Source organism: Solidesulfovibrio magneticus RS-1 (assembly GCF_000010665.1).
Taxonomy (GTDB): Bacteria; Desulfobacterota; Desulfovibrionia; order Desulfovibrionales; family Desulfovibrionaceae; genus Solidesulfovibrio; species Solidesulfovibrio magneticus.
The window spans coordinates 4,537,961-4,554,420 of sequence record NC_012796.1 but is presented as its reverse complement, the minus strand read 5'-3'; the positions used below and the strand labels follow the sequence as shown (position 1 = coordinate 4,554,420).

Below are 16,460 nucleotides of genomic sequence, written 5' to 3'. Positions count from 1 at the left end.
TGCCTGCAGCCGCCCGAAAACAGAAGGCCGGTCCATCCCAATCCTACGCCGATCTTTGTAAGCGCAGATTCCGGCCCTTCTATCGTGCTCCCGTTGTATCTGGCATTCTTGTGCCAAGCAAGTAGGAGCGAGGATGTCGGAGAGCAACAGGAAGCGTCGAACACCCGCGGGGACGCTGGCTTATTGGCAGAAACAGGTGGCCGCGTGGCGCGAGAGTGGGTTGAGTCAAGCGGCGTATTGCCGTCGAGAAGCCATTTCAGCAAACGTCCTGGAACACGGCTGGCTTGCGAGCAGGGCAAGCGGGATGCCGTGCCGGTTGTCGTGGCCGTCGCGCCACAGCAACTGGCCTCCGCCTTGCCCGATGTTTATCCAGGCCGTGTCCCCTTGCGTCCGATCAGTCCCTGCTGGCCAGGGCCCGGGCCAGGGCGTCGGCCACGCGGCGGACGTCGTCCGGGGTCATGGCCGGGAACAGCGGCAGCGTGAGGATTTCCTCGGCCGCGGCCTCGGCGACGGGGCACAGCCCGGGCCCAAGGCCGAAGCGTTCCCGGTAATAGGGGTGCAGATGCACTGGGAGATAGTGGACGTTGACCCCGATGCCTTGGGCCCGCATGGCCCGGAACACAGCGTCGCGGCGTGGGACCCGGACCACGTAGAGATGGCGGGCGTGCTCGCGGTCTGCCGCGGTTTCCAGGGGGCGGGCGGGCGTGCCGGCCAGCAGGCGGTCGTACAGCCCGGCCAGTTCGCGCCGGGTTTCAAGCCATCCGGGCAGCCGGGCCAGCTGGCTTTCGCCCAGGGCGCAGGCCATGTCGGAGAGGCGGTAATTGAAGCCGAGCATGGTCATGGCGTAGCGCCAGGAGCCGGCCTGTTCGCGTTGGCGGAAATCCTGGTCGATGCCGTGGTTGCGCAGAGCGCGCATCCTGCGGTCCAGATCCGGGTCGTCGGTCAGGGCCATGCCGCCCTCGCCGGTGGTGATGTGCTTGACCGGGTGGAAGCTCAGCGCCGTGACGTCGGCCAGCCGGCCCACGTCGCGGCCTTTGTAGCGGCCCCCCAGGGCGTGGCAGGCGTCGGCGACAAGCGCCAGGCCGTGCCGGTCGGCCAGCCGGCGCAGGGCGTCCCAATCGCAGGGCTGGCCGGCGTAATCCACGGCGATGATCGCCTTGGTCCGTGGGGTGATGGCCCGCTCGGCGGCGGCGGGATCGAGCAGCAGGCTTTCGGGCAGCACGTCGGCGAAGACCGGGACGGCCCCGCAGTAAACAACGCAGTTGGCCGTGGCCGCGAAGGTCAGGGGCGAGGTCACTGCCTCGTCGCCCGGGCCAAGACCCAGGGCCGCCGCCGCGACATGCAGGGCCGCCGTGCCGCTGTTGACGGCCACGGCCCGGGCCGCTCCGGTGAAGCGGGCCACGGCCGCCTCGAAGCGGGCCACGGCCGGGCCGGTGGTCAGCCAGCCGGAGCCCAGCACGGCCTCCACGGCCGCAATATCGGTTTCGTCAATCTCCTGGCGTCCGTAGGGAAGGGAGGCGGACGCGCCGTGATCGTCGGGCTGTGGCCTGCTCATGGGCGAGGCCTCCGAAGGCGGACGTTTGGCGGGTTCATCGGGCGTCGTCGTCGAGGACGAGGTTGCGCGCCAGTTCGGCCAGATCCTCGTGGCGCAGTTGCCAGGCGTTGGAGCCGGAGCTGTACTCGAAATCCTCTGGCACGGGCGTTCCGGCCGGCGTTTCGGCCGGGCCGGCAAAATATTCGAACGACGGCCGGATGAGGAACCGGTCTCCCTGTTCCAGGGTGTTGCGGGCCTCGTCGCGGGAGATGAGCAGCTCATGGAGCTTTTCGCCCGGCCGGATGCCGATCACCTCGGTGCGGCACTCGGGGGCCAAGCCCTGGGCGAGGTCCTGAATGTTCATGCTGGGCAGCTTGGGGACAAACACCTCGCCGCCGCTCATGTTCGCCAGACAGGAAATGACGAAGCGCACGCTTTGTTCCAAGGTGATCCAGAAGCGGGTCATGCGGGGATCGGTGATGGTCAGCACGCCCTTGCGACGCATCTTGAGAAACAGCGGCACCACGCTGCCACGGCTGCCCACCACGTTGCCATAGCGCACCACGGCCAGACGCAGCCTTTGACTGCCCACATAGGAGTTGCCGGCGATGAAAAGCTTTTCCATGCACAACTTGGTGGCGCCGTAGAGGTTGGCGGGACTGACGGCCTTGTCGGTGGACAGGGCGAGCACTTTTTCGACGTCGCGGGCGATGGCCGCCGTGATCACGTTCTGAGAGCCGGTGATATTGGTGCGAACGGCCTCGAAGGGGTTGTATTCGGCCGTGGGAACGATCTTGAGCGCGGCGGCGTGAATGACGATATCCACACCCATGAAAGCCAGGGAAAGCCGATCCAGGTCACGCACGTCGCCGACGAAATAGCGCATGCAGGGATAACGGCTGGCAGGGTAGGTCTGCTGCATTTTCCATTGCTTCATTTCGTCGCGGGAAAAAATGATGATCTTGCGAGGCTTGTGGTCGCGCAGCAGGATCTCCGTAAGCTTTTTGCCGAACGATCCCGTGCCGCCGGTGATCAGGATGGCTTTGTCCTTGAGCATTTGCGGATACCTTTTACTGGAGGGCTGCGGTGTATTTTGGCGAGAAACGAAGGAATGCTAATGCAAAAAGTAGTCCGTTGCAAGCCAGTGGCCGGCCAAGGCGCATTGCGCGGCTTTTGCAGTCCCAGGGAAAGGCGGATCGGTTCGGATTTTCGTGGACACGAACTTGAGGGCGTGAAGCTGCCGCTCTGGAGGCGCGGAGAACGAGGCAAAAGCGACCAGGCGGCCCTGGGCGCGGCACAAAGTCCAGGCCGTGCCGCGCCTCGTACCTCAAGACGGTAGTTAACTTGAACGCCGACATCAAGCTTGAGCCTGTTCGATGTCCCGGGCGCAAGCAGACGGTGCGCGTCTGCTTGCGTTCATGTCTCGAATCCTGCGATAAAAGCTTTGCGCGTCGAGGCTTGCGAGGCGGCGGCTGTGAACACCCGGGCCAGGGAAATGCACATCAGCGGCAGGGCTGTGGGGCCGGGACGGCCGATAACGCTATGCGCTCTCCCGCGAGGCGCCCACGTCTTGGGAGCGGCTGCCGGAGCTGGCGGCCAGCCTCGGCGTGGTTTTTTCATGCCGTTCGATGAAACGCCGTGGCCCTTGTATTTTTTAAGGGGCGCGACATCAGGCCGCCAGCCTGCGGCCGAACGCGTTACCCGGGAGAAGGAACACTTTTGATGTTGGTTCCCCAGGACACCCTGCGCTGCTGCTGCATCAACCACGATCCGCTGATTATCGTCACCTACGGCAATCCCATGGCCGGGCCGGCCAAGCTGGCCCCGCTCCTGGCCGGCCGCCGGGTCTATTTCCTGGCCGGAGCCTGGTGGTCCTATCTCGATCTCAAGCTGCTGTACCAGACCGTCCAGGTCTACAAGGGCTTTCAGGCTGCCCATCCCGAGCACCAGCACGTGTTTTTGACCAACGATCCCGAGGAGGGCGGCCTGCTGGACAAGGTCGGCCTGCCGCATTTTTATTGCCACCACAACGCCTTTATCGACGAGAACCTTTTTAAGCCTCTGCCTCGGGTGGAAAAACGTCTGGATGCCGTCTACACCGCCCGGCTGGTGCGGCTCAAACGGCATGTCCTGGCCCGGGAGATTCCGTCCTGGGGCCTGCTCCACGGCCTCAGCCCCAACGACAGGCGCAAGGAACTGTCGTATTTGCGCTACCTGCGCCGCCAGATGCCCGGCATGGAGCTGCTTAACGGCGATCCCGAGACCGGGGAGTACCGGCTGTTTGCCCCGGAGCAGATGTGCCGGGCCTACAACATGGCCCGGGTCGGGTTGTGCCTGTCCGCCGTGGAAGGCGGCAACTACGCCGCCGCGGAATACATGCTCTCCGGGTTGCCCGTGGTGTCGACCAGGAGCAAGGGCGGGCGGGAGGCGTTTTTCGACGCCGAGATCAGCCGGGTGGTGGACGACGACAGCCGGGCCGTGGCCGAGGCCGTGGCCGAGCTGGCCGCGCGTCGGCTGCCGCCGCAGTTCGTGCGGCTGCGCACCCTGCTGAAACTCAAGGAAATGCGCGAGGATTTCATCCGCTTGGTCAACGCCATTCTCGACAAGGAAGGCCGTCCCCAGGATTTCGGCGAACGCTTCGCCAAGGTTTTTGTCCACAAGCTCTACGGCTATCCTGCTTCGCCCGAAGCCTTCGTGGCCGGCCTGGCCTGACGAACGTCCGGCCCGTCTCCCCCCCCCGGTTCCTTTTACCGCCCGGTTGGGCGTCTCGGGCGGCCCAGGAACCAGGTGGCGACGGCGGCCAGGAGCATCAGTCCGGCGATGCAGCCAAAGGCCTCGCCAAAGCCTCCGGTGCGGGCCTTGACCAAGCCCATGACGGACGGCCCGGCAAAGCCGCCGAGATTGCCCAGGGAATTGATGACCGCGATGCCGGCGGCGGCGGCCTGGCCGGTGAGAAAGGCCGTGGTCAGCCCCCAAAACGGGGCCAGCGCGCCCCAGATGCCCATGGCGGCCAACGACGCCCCGGCCAGGGAGCCGGTCAGTCCCTCGGCCCAGGCCATGACGGCCATGCCGCCAAGACACAGCCCCAGCGATCCCAGCACATGCCAGCGCCGTTCGCCCAGCCGGTCCGAGCTGGCCCCGATGGCCGTCATGCCGACCATGGCAAAGGCGTAGGCCACCATGACGAGCAGGCTCACGTGCATGGTCCGGTCCGGCCCGTCCGGCAGCGCCCCGGCCAGGATCTGGGGCAGCCACATGACCAGGCCGTACATGGCCACCACCACGCAGAAATAGACGAACCCGGCTAGCCACACCGGGCGGCTCAACAGTCCCTGGCGCAGGTGGGCGGGATGCAGGGCGGCGATCTCCCGGCGTTCGGCCTCGATGGCCGCCGTCAGGGCGGCCGCTTCCTCGGGCTCCAGCCAGGCGGCTTGCCCCGGCGTCTCGGGCAGCCGGCGGTAGAGGACCACGCCAAGGACCACGGCCGGCAGGCCCTCCAGCAGGAACAGCCATTGCCAGCCGGCCAGGCCGTAGGTTTGATGCAGGCTCATGATCCAGCCGGAAAGCGGGCTGCCGATCAGCCCGGCCAGGGGGGTGGCGGTCATGAACAGGGCCACGGCCCTGGCCCGGTGGGTCAGGGGGAACCAGCCCGTCAGATAATAGATGATGCCCGGGAAAAATCCGGCCTCGGCCACGCCCAGGACAAAGCGCAGGACAATAAAGCTCGTCGGGCCGGAGGCGGCGGCCAGGGCCACGGTGGCCAGGCCCCAGCTCACCATGATGCGGGCCAGCCAGGCCCGCGCCCCGACCCGGGCCAGGATCAGGTTGCTGGGCACCTCAAAAAGCACATAGCCCACGAAGAAGATGCCGGCCCCCAGGCCGTAGGCGGCCTGGGACAGGCCCAGGTCGGCGTTCATGGTCAGGGCGGCGAAGCTCACGTTGATGCGGTCGAGGTAGGAGACCACGTACAAAAGCCCCAGAAAGGGCAGCAGCCGCCAACGGGCCTTGGCCACGGCGGCGGTGAGAAGGGGATTGGACACGGCGGCCTCCTTGGCGGGGGATGCGAAACGACGGCCAGGAAAATAAACCGGCCGTATTGGCGGCACCTTGTCCCGTCCCGGCGGTCGGGTCAACCGGACCAGAGGGCCGGGGCAAACAGGTCGGGGCGCCCAGACAGCGGGAAAGGCCTGGGCTGTGGTGTGGCCGTAAACGGTTTGTGCTTGAGTCTTTGCGTCTTGTAATAATTCATTTCGCAGATTATTGTCAGGACAATCCCCGGCTTGGCACGTCCGTGGGACGTCGAGAAAATTCCAGACAAAGGGTGCAATATGAGTCTGAAATTCAAGTTCATACTTCCCGCTTTTTTGTTGATTCTGCTGGGATTGTCCGTGACGACATGGATAACCTATCAGCGAAGTACGGCTTCCTTGACAAGCGTTGCGTTGGAAAAAGCGCAAGTGACGGTCAATGGCCTGTTGTCGTCCGTGGAGCTGTGGGTGGACGGCGCCAAAAATGAAATCACTACGCTGTCAAAAACAAACATTGTTTTGAATTCACTGGGTGTCGACGTTTCGAAGGCCACGCAGAAAGAAACCTTGGATTTGTTTGCGGACGCCGCCTCGCGTCACCCGGCTTTTGACAGCATCTTGCTGATGAATGAAAAAGGGAACGTCGTCGTCAGCACCAATCAGAATCTGGCTGGGTCGGATTTGTCCAGCCGGGAGTATTATCAAAAGGCCATGACCGGCCAGGTTTTCGTCTCCAAGCCGCTTTTCAGCAAGGATTCAGGCGAGGCGGTCTTCGTGATTGCCGCGCCGGTGCGCCAGGGCGGCCGCGTGGTTGGCGTGGTCGCCTCGGGCGTCAAGATCGGGCGTTTTACCGAGCAATTCCTCAAACCCCTGGAGACTCCGGCCAGCTACGCCTTCATTCTGGCCCCCGACGGCCTGACACTGGCCCATCCCGAGGCCAAGCTCATCGGCAAGTACAACGTGTTCACCGAGGCGGACTATGGCCCGCGCATGGCGTCCATGCCAAAGGGCCTGCTGGACACGGTTTCGCTTGGCGTGGACAAGCTGGTGCTTTTCGAGAAAAGCCCCGCCACGGGATGGGTCGTGGGCATGACCATCAACAAGGGCGTGGCTTTTGGCGGCGCTCGGGAGTTGGGCCTACTGATCCTGGGCCTTTCCGCCGGCCAGGCCGTGCTGATCCTGGCCGGGCTGTGGCTAATCCTGACGATGAGCGTGCTTAAGCCCCTGGGGGCGCTGGTCGGCGCGGCCGGCCGCATTGCCGACGGCGACCTGGACACGCGCCTGGACGCCGACCGGGCCGACGAGATCGGCGGGCTGCAACGGGCCATGGGCCGCATGGTGGCCACGCTCAAGACCAAGATCGGCGAGGCCGAGGAGCAGGGTAGGCAGGCCCTGGCCGCCTCGGACAAGGCCCGGGAGGCCACGGCCGAGGCCGACAAGGCCCGGCAGGCCGCCGAGGCCGCCCGGGAAGAGGGCATGCTCCAGGCCGCCGCCCAGCTTGAAGACATCGTGACGGCCATCACCGCCGCCGCCGAGGCTGTGTCCGGCCAGATCGGCCAGTCGAGCCGGGGCTCCCAGGAACAGTCGGCCCGGGTGGGCGAGACGGCCACGGCCATGGAGGAGATGAACGCCACGGTCATCGAAGTGGCCAGAAGCGCCGGCCAGGCCGCGACCACGGCCGAAAACGCCCGGGGAAAGGCCGACGAGGGCTCGCGCATCGTCGATCAGGTCATTGGCGGGATCAAGGACGTCCAGGCCAAGGCCCTGGAACTCAAGGACGACATGACCCGCCTGGGGCAGCAGGCCCAAGGCATCGGCCAGGTGCTGGACGTCATCTCCGACATCGCCGACCAGACCAACTTGCTGGCGCTAAACGCCGCCATCGAAGCGGCCCGGGCCGGCGAGGCCGGGCGCGGCTTCGCCGTGGTGGCCGACGAGGTCCGCAAGCTGGCCGAAAAAACCATGCACGCCACCAAGGAAGTGGGCGAAGCCATCGCCGGCATCCAGCAGGGCACGCGCAAAAACGTGGACAATGTCGAGCAGGCCGGCCGGCGCATCGACGAAGCCACGACCCTGGCCGGCCAGTCCGGCCAGGCCCTGGCCGCCATCGTGGCCCTGGTCGGCGAAACCACCGATCAGGTCCGCTCCATCGCCACGGCCGCCGAACAGCAGTCGGCCACCACCGAAGAGATCAACCGCAGCGTGGCGGACATCAGCCGCATCGCCGGCGAGACGGCCACGGCCCTGGAGCGCTCCGACGGCGAACTGTCCGGGCTGGCCGACCAGACAAGGATGCTTCGGGGCCTTATCGACAACATGCAGGGCGGCACGGCCAAGGCCCTGCCGGCCGGCGCGTCCGGCCGCAAGGCGCTTTCGGGCCGGACGCGCTAAGCGGCCCTCGGACATTGCCCCGAAAAAAACGCCCCCCGACGGTCGGCCGTCGGGGGGCGTTTTCGTGGGCTTTAGCCCGGAACTCACTTCGAGGTGTGGGCAAAAACGCCGTCCCAGCCGTCCGGCGGCGGGTCTTCGGCCAGGGCGGCGCTGCGTTCGGCAAAGACGCCAAACGCTTTCCACGCGTACTGCCCGGCCAGGGCGGCAAAGGCCTCGGCCGCCTCAGCGAACCGGCCGGCGGCGTAAAGCTCCCGGGCCGCACCGAAGGCGGCCAGCTCCTCCCGGCGGCGCTCGGCCTCGGCGGCGGAAAAGACTGTAAAAAGGTCCACGGCCTCGTCCTTGCCCTTGACCCGCACCCGGTCAACCTCCACGAAGGCCGCCACCCCGGCTAAAAGCGGCGCGTCCTTGGCCTCCTGGTGGAGTTCCCCGGAAATCAGCACCCGCACGTCGTAATACTTGGTCAGCCCTTCCAGGCGCGAGGCCAGGTTCACGGTGTCGCCGATGACGGTGTAGTCGAAAAGCTCCTCGGAACCGAAGTTGCCGACCCGGGCCAGGCCCCGGTGCAGGCCCACGCCCGAGGCTATGGTCAGGCCGTAGTCGCGGCTAAAGACCGTGTTGAGGGCGTCCAGGCGTTGGCCCATTTCCAAGGCGGCGGCCACGGCCTGGGCCGGGTGGTCGGCCACGGCGACGGGCGCGTTCCAGAAGGCCATGAGCGCGTCGCCGATGAATTTGTCCATGGTGCCCAGGCGTTCCATGATGATGCGGGTAAGCGGCGTGAAATAGCGGTTGAGCAGCTCCGAAACCTGGGTCGGAGTCAGGCGTTCGGACAGGGAGGTGAAGCCGCGCACGTCGGAAAAAAGGACCGTGACGTCGCGCTCTTCGCCGGTCAGGCGCAGGTCTTTGGGCCGGGCCACGATGCGGGCCACCACGGCCGGGGCCACATAGCGCGAAAAGGCCCCGTGCAGGAAACGCTTTTGCCGCTCCTCGCGCCAGAACTTGAGAAAGGTGAGCAGGGTGAAATTGAGGACCAGGACCAGCAGGGGGAACAGCGGCGAGACGTACAGGCCGGTGCGGCCAAGCAGCTCCGCCGCGCCGTACCAGCTGCCGGCCCCCAGGGCGGCAAAGGGGATCAAGAGCGTGGCGGCCGGGGCATAGGCCAACAGGGCGGCCGATAAAAGCCCCATGACCACCGTGGCCGACAGTTCCACGGCCACGGCCCAGTCCGGCTGGGACAGGAAGTCGCCGGAAACGATCATGTCGGCAATGGTGGCATGGACCTCTACCCCGGGCATGGCCCGGTCCATGGGCGTGGCCCGCAGATCGCGCAGGGCGGCGGCCGAGGCCCCGACAAAGGCGATGCGGCCCTTGATCTCGCCGGGATCGACGCGCCCGGCCAAAACGTCGGCGGCGCTTAGGTGGGGAAACGTGCCGCCCGGTCCCCGGTAGTTGACCAGCAACCGGCCGCCGGCGTCCAGGGGAATGACTCGCCGGCCCAGGGTCTCGCTCCCCAGGGTCAGGGATTCGATGCCGCCCGAAGTGACGCGCAGCACGGCGTTTTTGACGCCGTAGGCTTCCATGACCGTGGCCAGGGCCAGGCTCGGGGTCAGCCGGCCCAGGTGCTCCAGCACCAGGGGGCTGCGGCGCACGATGTTGTCGCGGTCGGGCAGGGTGTTGATGAAGCCGGCGGCCGGAGCGGCCTTGGCCAGCACGGGCAGCGGACAGACCATGCGCCGGGACTCCGGCAGGCAGGCGTCGAGCGCCATGGCGTCCGGGGTCTTGGCCATGGACAGCCGGGCCGGCGGCAGGGGGCAGGCCCCTTCGGAGGCCATGCCGGCCGGACCGCCGACATGGCCCGGTTGGCCGAAGTCCTGGTAGTAACCCAGGACAAAAGGCCCGGAGCGCAGCATGTCGGCCAGCACCCGGTCGTAGTCGCTCAGGGCGTCGGGAAGGCCCGTGACGGCCGCTTCCACGCGCAGGTCGCGGCGCAACTGGCCGATGACGGCGCTGGGGCTGGCCCGGTCGGGTTCGGCGAAGACGATGTCCAGGCCCACGGCGGCGATGCCGGCGTTGCGCAGCCGTCCAAGCAGCAGGGCCACCCGGTAGCGCGGCCAGGGCCATTGGCCGTGCTCGGCCAGGCTGGCCTCGTCGATGTCCACGACCACGGGTACGCCGCTGCGCACAGTTGGCCGTTCCCGGGTGAGCATGGCGTCGTAGAGCCTGCCGTCCTGGAATTCCAGCCAGGTCGGCCGGGCCAGGTACAGGCCGGTCACGGCGGCGGTCACGGCCAGGCCGGCCAGGAGCAGCTCGGCCCGGGAGCCCAGGGCGCGCCAGACCCCGGCCACGAAGCCCAGGGGCCTGGCGGCCAGGGAGGATAAGGACTTGCCGCCGTTTGTATCCGTCATGCCCCGTGCCTATTGGGCCGGGGTCTGGCCCAGGGGCACGTCCAGAGACATGGCCTTGCTCTTGGAGCCGGAGTTGCGGATCATGCTGCCGGCGGGCGGGTCGGCCAGATCGTCCACGGGCGACCCCCGGCCGATGACCTCGATGATGTTCTGGCCCTTGTAGACGAGGAGATTGCCGAGGATGTCGTGGACCTTCCTGGCGTCGATCTCCAGCTTGACGAAGGCGTTGCCGCTTTCGTCCCAGCCCCAGCCCCGGTTGGGGCTGCGCAGGTCGATGTCGGGGATGTAGGCCCCGAAGATGGCGGCGCAGACCTTGGAGCGGTTGACGTCCTTGGTGAGCACGAAGTTTTCGGCAGTGCTGGCGCTGTAGATTTTTTCGCCGATCATGACCTGGGCCAGCTCGTCGTAGGCGTTGATCTGGGCGGCGCGCAGGGCCATCAGCGCCGGCCGGGCCGCCTCGGAGGTGGTGCCGAAGCCGAAGTTCTCCACACGCACGTTTTTAAAGCGGTGCAGTTCGCCAAGGACGTTGATAATGGTTCCAAGCTCGATGTGGCCAAAGGCCAGGGCGATGTCCTTGTCTTTGTCGTAGATCATCTTGTCCACGATCACGCCCTTCATCACCGCGGCGGCCTTGGTGTCCTCGCGCAGGTTCGGGTCCTCGGTGAGGCCGAACTTGCCTTCGCTTTTGACCTTGAAGCCGATGACCGACTCCATGAGTTTGCGTTTGAGGTCCTGGGTGGCCATCTTTTCGGACATCAGCTGCCGGTTGCCGGCGGCCAGGGCCACGCCGGCCATGAGCAGGAGCAGAACGGGAAGGAAAAAGAAGGTCTTTCGCATGGCGGACTCCTTGTCGTGTGCGGGACGGCCGGGGCGTTCCCGGACCGGGCGTCCTTGCCCGGCCCGGCGGGAGCGCCTCCCGGCGGGTTGCCGGCTGGCGGCGCTTGCGCCGGCCGGGCCGTCTCCTTGTCGGTACGAAAGCAAGAGACATGCCTGTTTGTCGTTTGGGCGCGGCTCCCGGCCGCGCCGGATCACCAGCCCAGGGCTTTTAACAACTTGTCCAGCAGCGAGGGTTCTTCCTCGGCGGGCGCGGCAGGCTGTTGTCCGGCCTTATCGGCCGCGCCCGGGTCAACGGCCGGCCCGCCGTCGGCCGGGGGGACGGGTTTGCCGTCCTTGATGGTCAACGTGCCCTGGACCGTGGCCCCCATGGGCACGTCGAGGGTTTGCAGCCGCACCGACAGCCCCGGGTCGCGGGGGGCGAAAGCGGCGTCCATGGCCTGGCTGGCCGCCGGGCCTTCCAGGCGTTTGCCGGCCGCCGGGCCGGTTTGAACCACGTTGACCTCGTCCACGGCCAAAAGCAGCCCACCGGGCGCGGCCGGATCGGGTTTGACCCGGGCGGTGTAACGCACGGTGCCGTTCTGGGGCAGGCGCTGCTGACGGGCCAGGTGGTCGGCGATTTTTTGGGAAAGTTCCTGCCGCCGGGCCTTCCAGGCATCCATGAGGGCGTCGTTGCCGGCCTTGGCCGGCAGGGTCGCCAGGATCGCCAGGGCGGCCATGAGCAGGCCGGCGAGGCTCGGGCCGAAGCGCGAAGGCATGGGACACTCCTTGCCGTTAACGAAGGCTGGTTGGCGTCGCGTCCGGCCGAAGGCCGGACGCGACGGATTGTTATTTTGGGGAGGGGGCGCGATTGTTAGAAGTCGGACGGGTCAATGGCCCGGCCGCCGCCGGTGAAGCTCTTTTCCACTTTGGGCCTGGGCGCGGGCGCGGCCTTGGGGCGACAGCGGCTCTGGGCGTCGGCCAGCCCTTGGCGGGCCAGGGCGTAGCTCGGATCCAGGGCCAGGGCGCGCTGGTAATGGGCCTTGGCGGCCGGGCAGTCGCCGTCAAGCAGGGCCAGATTGCCGAGGTAGAAGTAGGCCTGGGGGTTGGTGGAACCCAGGGCGGCGGCCTGGGCCAGCTCCTGGCGGGCCACCAGCTGGTTGCCGGTGTCGTAGCTTAAGATGCCCAGGCCCTCGTGGAGGCGGGCATAGCCCGGGGCCACGGCCAGGCCGGCCCGGTAGGCGGCGTCGGCCCGGCCGGTCTGGCCCAGGCGGACATAGCTCTGGCCGAGGTACCAATAGGCGTCGGCCATACCCGGGGCCATGCGCACGGCGGCGTCGAACTGGGCGGCGGCGTTGTTGTAGTCGCCCATGGTAAAGGCCCGCACGCCGGCGTCGTAGTAATCCTGAGCCGAAGCCTGGGGCGCGGCCACCACCACGGTCTGCTGGGGCTGGCAGGCGGCCAGGCCCATAAGCAGCACGGCGGCGGCCAGGACGGTCATGAGATGTTTGGCCATGACGGCTCTCCTTGGGTTCGGGCGTTGGCTACTTGAGCTTGTCCATGTCGGCCACGGCCTTCTGGACCAGCCGCTGGGACATGGTGTCCAGGGTCATGACGCGGGTTTCGGACTGGGACACGCCAAGCGCGCCGCCGCCCTTGGAGTTGATTTCCATCTTGTCCTCGATGTAGCCGGTGGCCTTCTGCTCGCCGGTGTTGGCGTCGAGGATCTTGTAGCGCAGGCCCACGATCCACACGGCGGCGGCCTCGTTGGCGTGGATGGAACTGGCCGTGGCGTCGGCGGCATAACCGCCCGCGCCGCCGATGGCCGAGCCGGCGATGGCCCCGATCCAGCGGCCGTCGAAGCTCTTTTTCACTTCCGAGACGGGTTCGGCCTTGAGGATGTCGAAGCGCACCAGCCAGTTGGTGGCCTTGAACTTGCCTTTCTTGAATTTTTTCAGTTGGGTGGCGTCGCCGAGGTTGGCCGCGACCTCGATTTCCTTGAGCATGGGGCCCAGGTCGGAGCGCTCAAGCACCACGTAATGGGCCTTGCCAAGCTCCAATTCGGCATAGTCGGCGATGTTGTTGCTGGTCACTTTCTGGGTGTAGGTGGCGTTGGCGCTTTTGATCTCGCCGGGGATGACCACCAGCATGGGACCGGGTTTGTCGCTGTAGGTGATGGGCTGGTACATGGCCTGGTCGGCAGCCTCGTTGGCCTGCTTCGAGGCCGAGCCGCCGGTGACGCAGCCGGTGAGGCCAACCGTCGCCAAAAGGGCCAAAACGCCGAGAACAGAAAACCGCATGATGCTCCTCCGTGTGGGGTTGGGGGTTGGGGACGCCAGTCGGTTTGCCGGAACAGCGCGCACCGGTTAGAAATTTTTGACCGCATCCAGCGGCTTGGCCGGGGCCTGTTCGCCGGAGAGGATCTTGGACGCGTCGGGGACCACCTCGGCCACCTTCTTGGCCGTTTCCTCGGACTTGACCAGTTCGCGCAGCCGCTCGGGCGGGGCCTGGACCAGGGCGGCCGGCACGGCCTGGCCCAGGCGTTCCATGACGGCCGGGGCGGCGAGCGGCGAGGCAAAGGCCAGCTTCACCACGTCGCCGTGGGCCGATTCCAGGCTAAACGCCCCCTGGCCCATCTTCTGGTTGAGCGGAGCCAGGATGGCCTTTTGCAGGAACTCGCCGAAGTTGCCGCGCGTGCCGACGAATTCCACTTCAAAAAGCGACGTGCCGCTCTTGTCGAATTCCCGGAAATCCACGTTGAGCACCGGGCGCAGGCCGATAAATTCTTTTTTGACCAGCTGGCCGGCGTCGTAGCTCGGCAGCCCGGCGATCTGGATCTGGTAGGTTTTGGCCGGGGCCTGTAAATGGTCGGCGAAGAACTCCTTGGAAAATTCGCCGCCGATGATGCGGCCGACTTCCTCCAACGCCTGATCCTCGTCGGCCCAGCTCTGCTTCTGGGGCACCTTGCTGTTGTAGTAGATTTCCTCGCCGGTGTGGTTGTCCACACACTTGATGGTCAGCGAAGTGAGCACGTACTTGGTGACGGTCAGTCCCGAGGCCGGCAGCTTGGCGCTGACGGTCTTGAACTTGGCCTCGCCCGAGATGGCGAAATCGGCGGCCTTGGCCCCCTTGCCGTCGGACTGGCGGCCGTCGTCGGACCAGATGCGGTAGCCGAAGCTCTTGATGCGTTCCTTGATGATGTTTTCGGCCACCGGCGAGCGCTCGGCCACCACGTCCGGGCCTCGGGCGGCGTCGCGCACGAAAACCGTGGCCGAGATGCGCGGATTGCCCTGTTCCTTCAGCGCCGCCATGCGCTCGTCGCGGCTCATTTCCTTGAGCGCGTCTTCCACGCCGCCCACATAGACCTCGGCCTTCATGAGCAGATGGGCGAACCCGTCCTCGCCGACCCAGGGGTCGGATTCCTTGATGATCTTTTTGATGATGCCCTGGGAGCGGGAGAATATCCGGTCTTTTATCACGGCGTAGTTCTCGACCAGGGTGGAGGATTCGACATAGGCCCCCACGGCCTTTTCGAGGATCTGGTTTTTGGCGTCGGCCCGCAGGGCGTCCAGGAGCAGGCCCTTGTCCCGGGCATAGGCCTCGCCGGCCGGGTCGGCCAGACCCTCGGCCGTGACGATGATGGTTTTTTCCGGTCCCGGGGCCTCGGGTTTGGGGGCGGCCGGCGCGTCCTTGGTTTTGGCGGCGGCCGGCAGGGCCAGGCCCAGGCACAGGGCCAGGGCCAGGATCACGAGGAGGGAAAAGCGTTTCATGGGGCGTCCCGTGGGTTGGGGTTGGCGTCGCGACGGCATGGCCTGGGAAACGGGCGCTACTTGCCGGCCTGGGCGCAAAAATCGCGGTAGAGGTTGGCCACGGCCACGGCCCCCTCGTCCTCGATGACGGACAGGGCCGCGCCGACCACGTCCTGGCCGGCCCAGGATTCGGCCGACATCTTCTGGCTGGAGAGCACCCGGCCCCGGGCGTCGGTCAGGGTCATCATGATGGTGACGGCCACTTCGTTGGCGTTGACCATGAGGTTCTTGCCGGCCCGGCCGCTGATGACGCCCCGGATGAAGAAATCCGCGCCAATGCGGCCCGAGGCGGCCAGGGCGGCGTCGGGGTCGTTGTTCAAAATGGCCAGCCGTTCGGCGGCAGCGATCTGGGCGTTGATCTGGCCCTGGGTGATCGTATTGAGGCCCAGCTGTTGGAGCTGCTGGTTGACGGCGTCGAAAAGCACGCCCGAACCGCCCAGCGACAGCTTGCCGCCGGTGCGCTCGGCCAAAAGCAGGGCGATGCGTTTGCCCTTGATGCTCTGGCGGCAGGGGGCGGACAAGGCGGCGTTTACGGTGGCCCGTTTGGCGGCGGCCGCCTGGGAACCCTTGGACTCCTCCTCGGAAAAGGAGAAGGCCCGGGCCGGGACGGCAGGAGCGAGCACAAGGAGCGCTAAGGCGAAAACGAACAGTCGGCGCATGGTGAAGTCCCTTTGCGTGGAGGGCCGCGTTGGGGTTTGGCGGAAAAAATCCGCTTCGGTCCAAGTATCCGCCTGTGAAACGGATAGCACAACATATGCCGCCAAGGCCAGTGGAACGACGCATTTGCCGCGGCCTTGTCGCGCGTCCGCTTCAGGGCAGCCCTGGCCGGGCCTGGGGCCGTTTCACTGCGCGGCGCGCGGCCCAGCACTGTTGGAAATGCCGTTTTCGGATAGGAGAGAAGACTGCCGACATTTCCTGAAATCGTTGTTCGGCCGCTGCGTCAGTTGCCAACGCCGCCAGGCGAGCCGCTTGGTCCGTCATGGCGCGGCTGTCGGCCGGCGGGAGCGGACCGCAGCATGGACGCAGCATGGCGGCTGCGCCGGCCGGCGTCAATACTGCGCCGCAGACCGGCGCGTCTCCTGGCTTGGAGAATGTCAGGATAGTGTATATGGAAACTTGCTGTGTGCAAAGCGTCGGACCATTGCGGTCAACAAAAGGCGTGGAGACGGGGAATTTGGGGTCTCGCCCAGAATACGCCGTGGACTTGTGCTTGATACGTATTGGCGTTTGTGGGCAGAACGCCAGGAGGAATCGCGGCAGACGCTAGTTTCGGCCTGAAAAAGGCAAGGCATAGCTTGCAGCGCCGTGGAGTTGTAAAGCACAGCCGTCGGCATTGCGGCGTAGAAAACCGGAAAGCCTCCGCCGCAATGGCTCTGGGACAGCGTATTGCTTGGGTTTGAGGCGCACGTTCCTGAAGACCGCGCCGCAACCAAGCCGCAGCAACCGCGCCGGCCTGCTTGCCCGCCGATGCCCGTTCCCCGCT

General features: G+C 66.4%; 12 protein-coding genes and 1 pseudogene. 3 read left to right on the top strand and 10 right to left on the bottom strand.

Translation table 11 applies throughout. From position 1 onward, the window contains the following. Window positions 1–133: 133 nt before the first annotated feature. Window positions 134–253: pseudogene (gene tnpA, locus DMR_RS25825) on the top strand (IS66 family insertion sequence element accessory protein TnpA); the annotation flags it as partial. Between the two features lie 141 nt (window positions 254–394). On the opposite strand, the gene pseC reads toward tnpA, so the two are convergent. After that, the gene (gene pseC, locus DMR_RS18950) at window positions 395–1,555 is read right to left on the bottom strand and encodes a UDP-4-amino-4,6-dideoxy-N-acetyl-beta-L-altrosamine transaminase (protein ID WP_015862651.1); all 1,161 of its coding nucleotides are present in this window, start codon (window positions 1,553–1,555) and stop codon (window positions 395–397) included. Between the two features lie 34 nt (window positions 1,556–1,589). Beyond that, window positions 1,590–2,591 carry a UDP-N-acetylglucosamine 4,6-dehydratase (inverting) gene (pseB, locus tag DMR_RS18945; RefSeq protein WP_015862650.1) on the bottom strand — a complete coding sequence of 334 codons (1,002 nt, stop codon included), beginning with the start codon at window positions 2,589–2,591 and terminating at the stop codon, window positions 1,590–1,592. 665 nt (window positions 2,592–3,256) lie between these two features. Here pseB and DMR_RS18940 point away from each other — a divergent pair. Next, complete coding sequence (locus tag DMR_RS18940) at window positions 3,257–4,246, top strand: glycosyltransferase (protein ID WP_015862649.1); 990 nt, start codon at window positions 3,257–3,259, stop codon at window positions 4,244–4,246. Window positions 4,247–4,281: 35 nt separating this feature from the next. On the opposite strand, the gene DMR_RS18935 is transcribed toward DMR_RS18940, so the two are convergent. Beyond that, the gene (locus DMR_RS18935) at window positions 4,282–5,574 is read right to left on the bottom strand and encodes an MFS transporter (protein ID WP_015862648.1); all 1,293 of its coding nucleotides are present in this window, start codon (window positions 5,572–5,574) and stop codon (window positions 4,282–4,284) included. A gap of 288 nt (window positions 5,575–5,862) precedes the next feature. Between DMR_RS18935 and DMR_RS18930 the strand changes: the two genes are divergently transcribed. After that, complete coding sequence (locus tag DMR_RS18930; RefSeq protein WP_015862647.1) at window positions 5,863–7,953, top strand: methyl-accepting chemotaxis protein; 2,091 nt, start codon at window positions 5,863–5,865, stop codon at window positions 7,951–7,953. 83 nt (window positions 7,954–8,036) lie between these two features. Here the strand turns inward: DMR_RS18930 and DMR_RS18925 are convergent, their stop codons facing one another. From DMR_RS18925 to DMR_RS18895, 7 genes are all read right to left on the bottom strand, one after another. Continuing rightward, complete coding sequence (locus tag DMR_RS18925; RefSeq protein WP_015862646.1) at window positions 8,037–10,355, bottom strand: CHASE2 domain-containing protein; 2,319 nt, start codon at window positions 10,353–10,355, stop codon at window positions 8,037–8,039. Between the two features lie 9 nt (window positions 10,356–10,364). After that, window positions 10,365–11,192: a hypothetical protein gene (locus DMR_RS18920; RefSeq protein ID WP_015862645.1), complete on the bottom strand. Its 828-nt coding sequence runs from the start codon at window positions 11,190–11,192 to the stop codon at window positions 10,365–10,367. 191 nt (window positions 11,193–11,383) lie between these two features. Beyond that, window positions 11,384–11,947, bottom strand: coding sequence for a hypothetical protein (locus DMR_RS18915; RefSeq protein WP_015862644.1), 564 nt, complete (start codon window positions 11,945–11,947; stop codon window positions 11,384–11,386). 95 nt (window positions 11,948–12,042) lie between these two features. After that, window positions 12,043–12,684, bottom strand: a complete 642-nt coding sequence (locus DMR_RS18910) for a tetratricopeptide repeat protein (protein ID WP_015862643.1) — start codon at window positions 12,682–12,684, stop codon at window positions 12,043–12,045. Between the two features lie 28 nt (window positions 12,685–12,712). Beyond that, window positions 12,713–13,468: a hypothetical protein gene (locus DMR_RS18905; protein WP_015862642.1), complete on the bottom strand. Its 756-nt coding sequence runs from the start codon at window positions 13,466–13,468 to the stop codon at window positions 12,713–12,715. 66 nt (window positions 13,469–13,534) lie between these two features. Beyond that, on the bottom strand, window positions 13,535–14,938 hold the full coding sequence (locus DMR_RS18900; protein ID WP_148208484.1) for a hypothetical protein: 1,404 nt from the start codon (window positions 14,936–14,938) through the stop codon (window positions 13,535–13,537). A gap of 56 nt (window positions 14,939–14,994) precedes the next feature. Continuing rightward, complete coding sequence (locus DMR_RS18895; RefSeq protein WP_015862640.1) at window positions 14,995–15,636, bottom strand: hypothetical protein; 642 nt, start codon at window positions 15,634–15,636, stop codon at window positions 14,995–14,997. Between the last annotated feature and the right edge of the window lie 824 nt (window positions 15,637–16,460).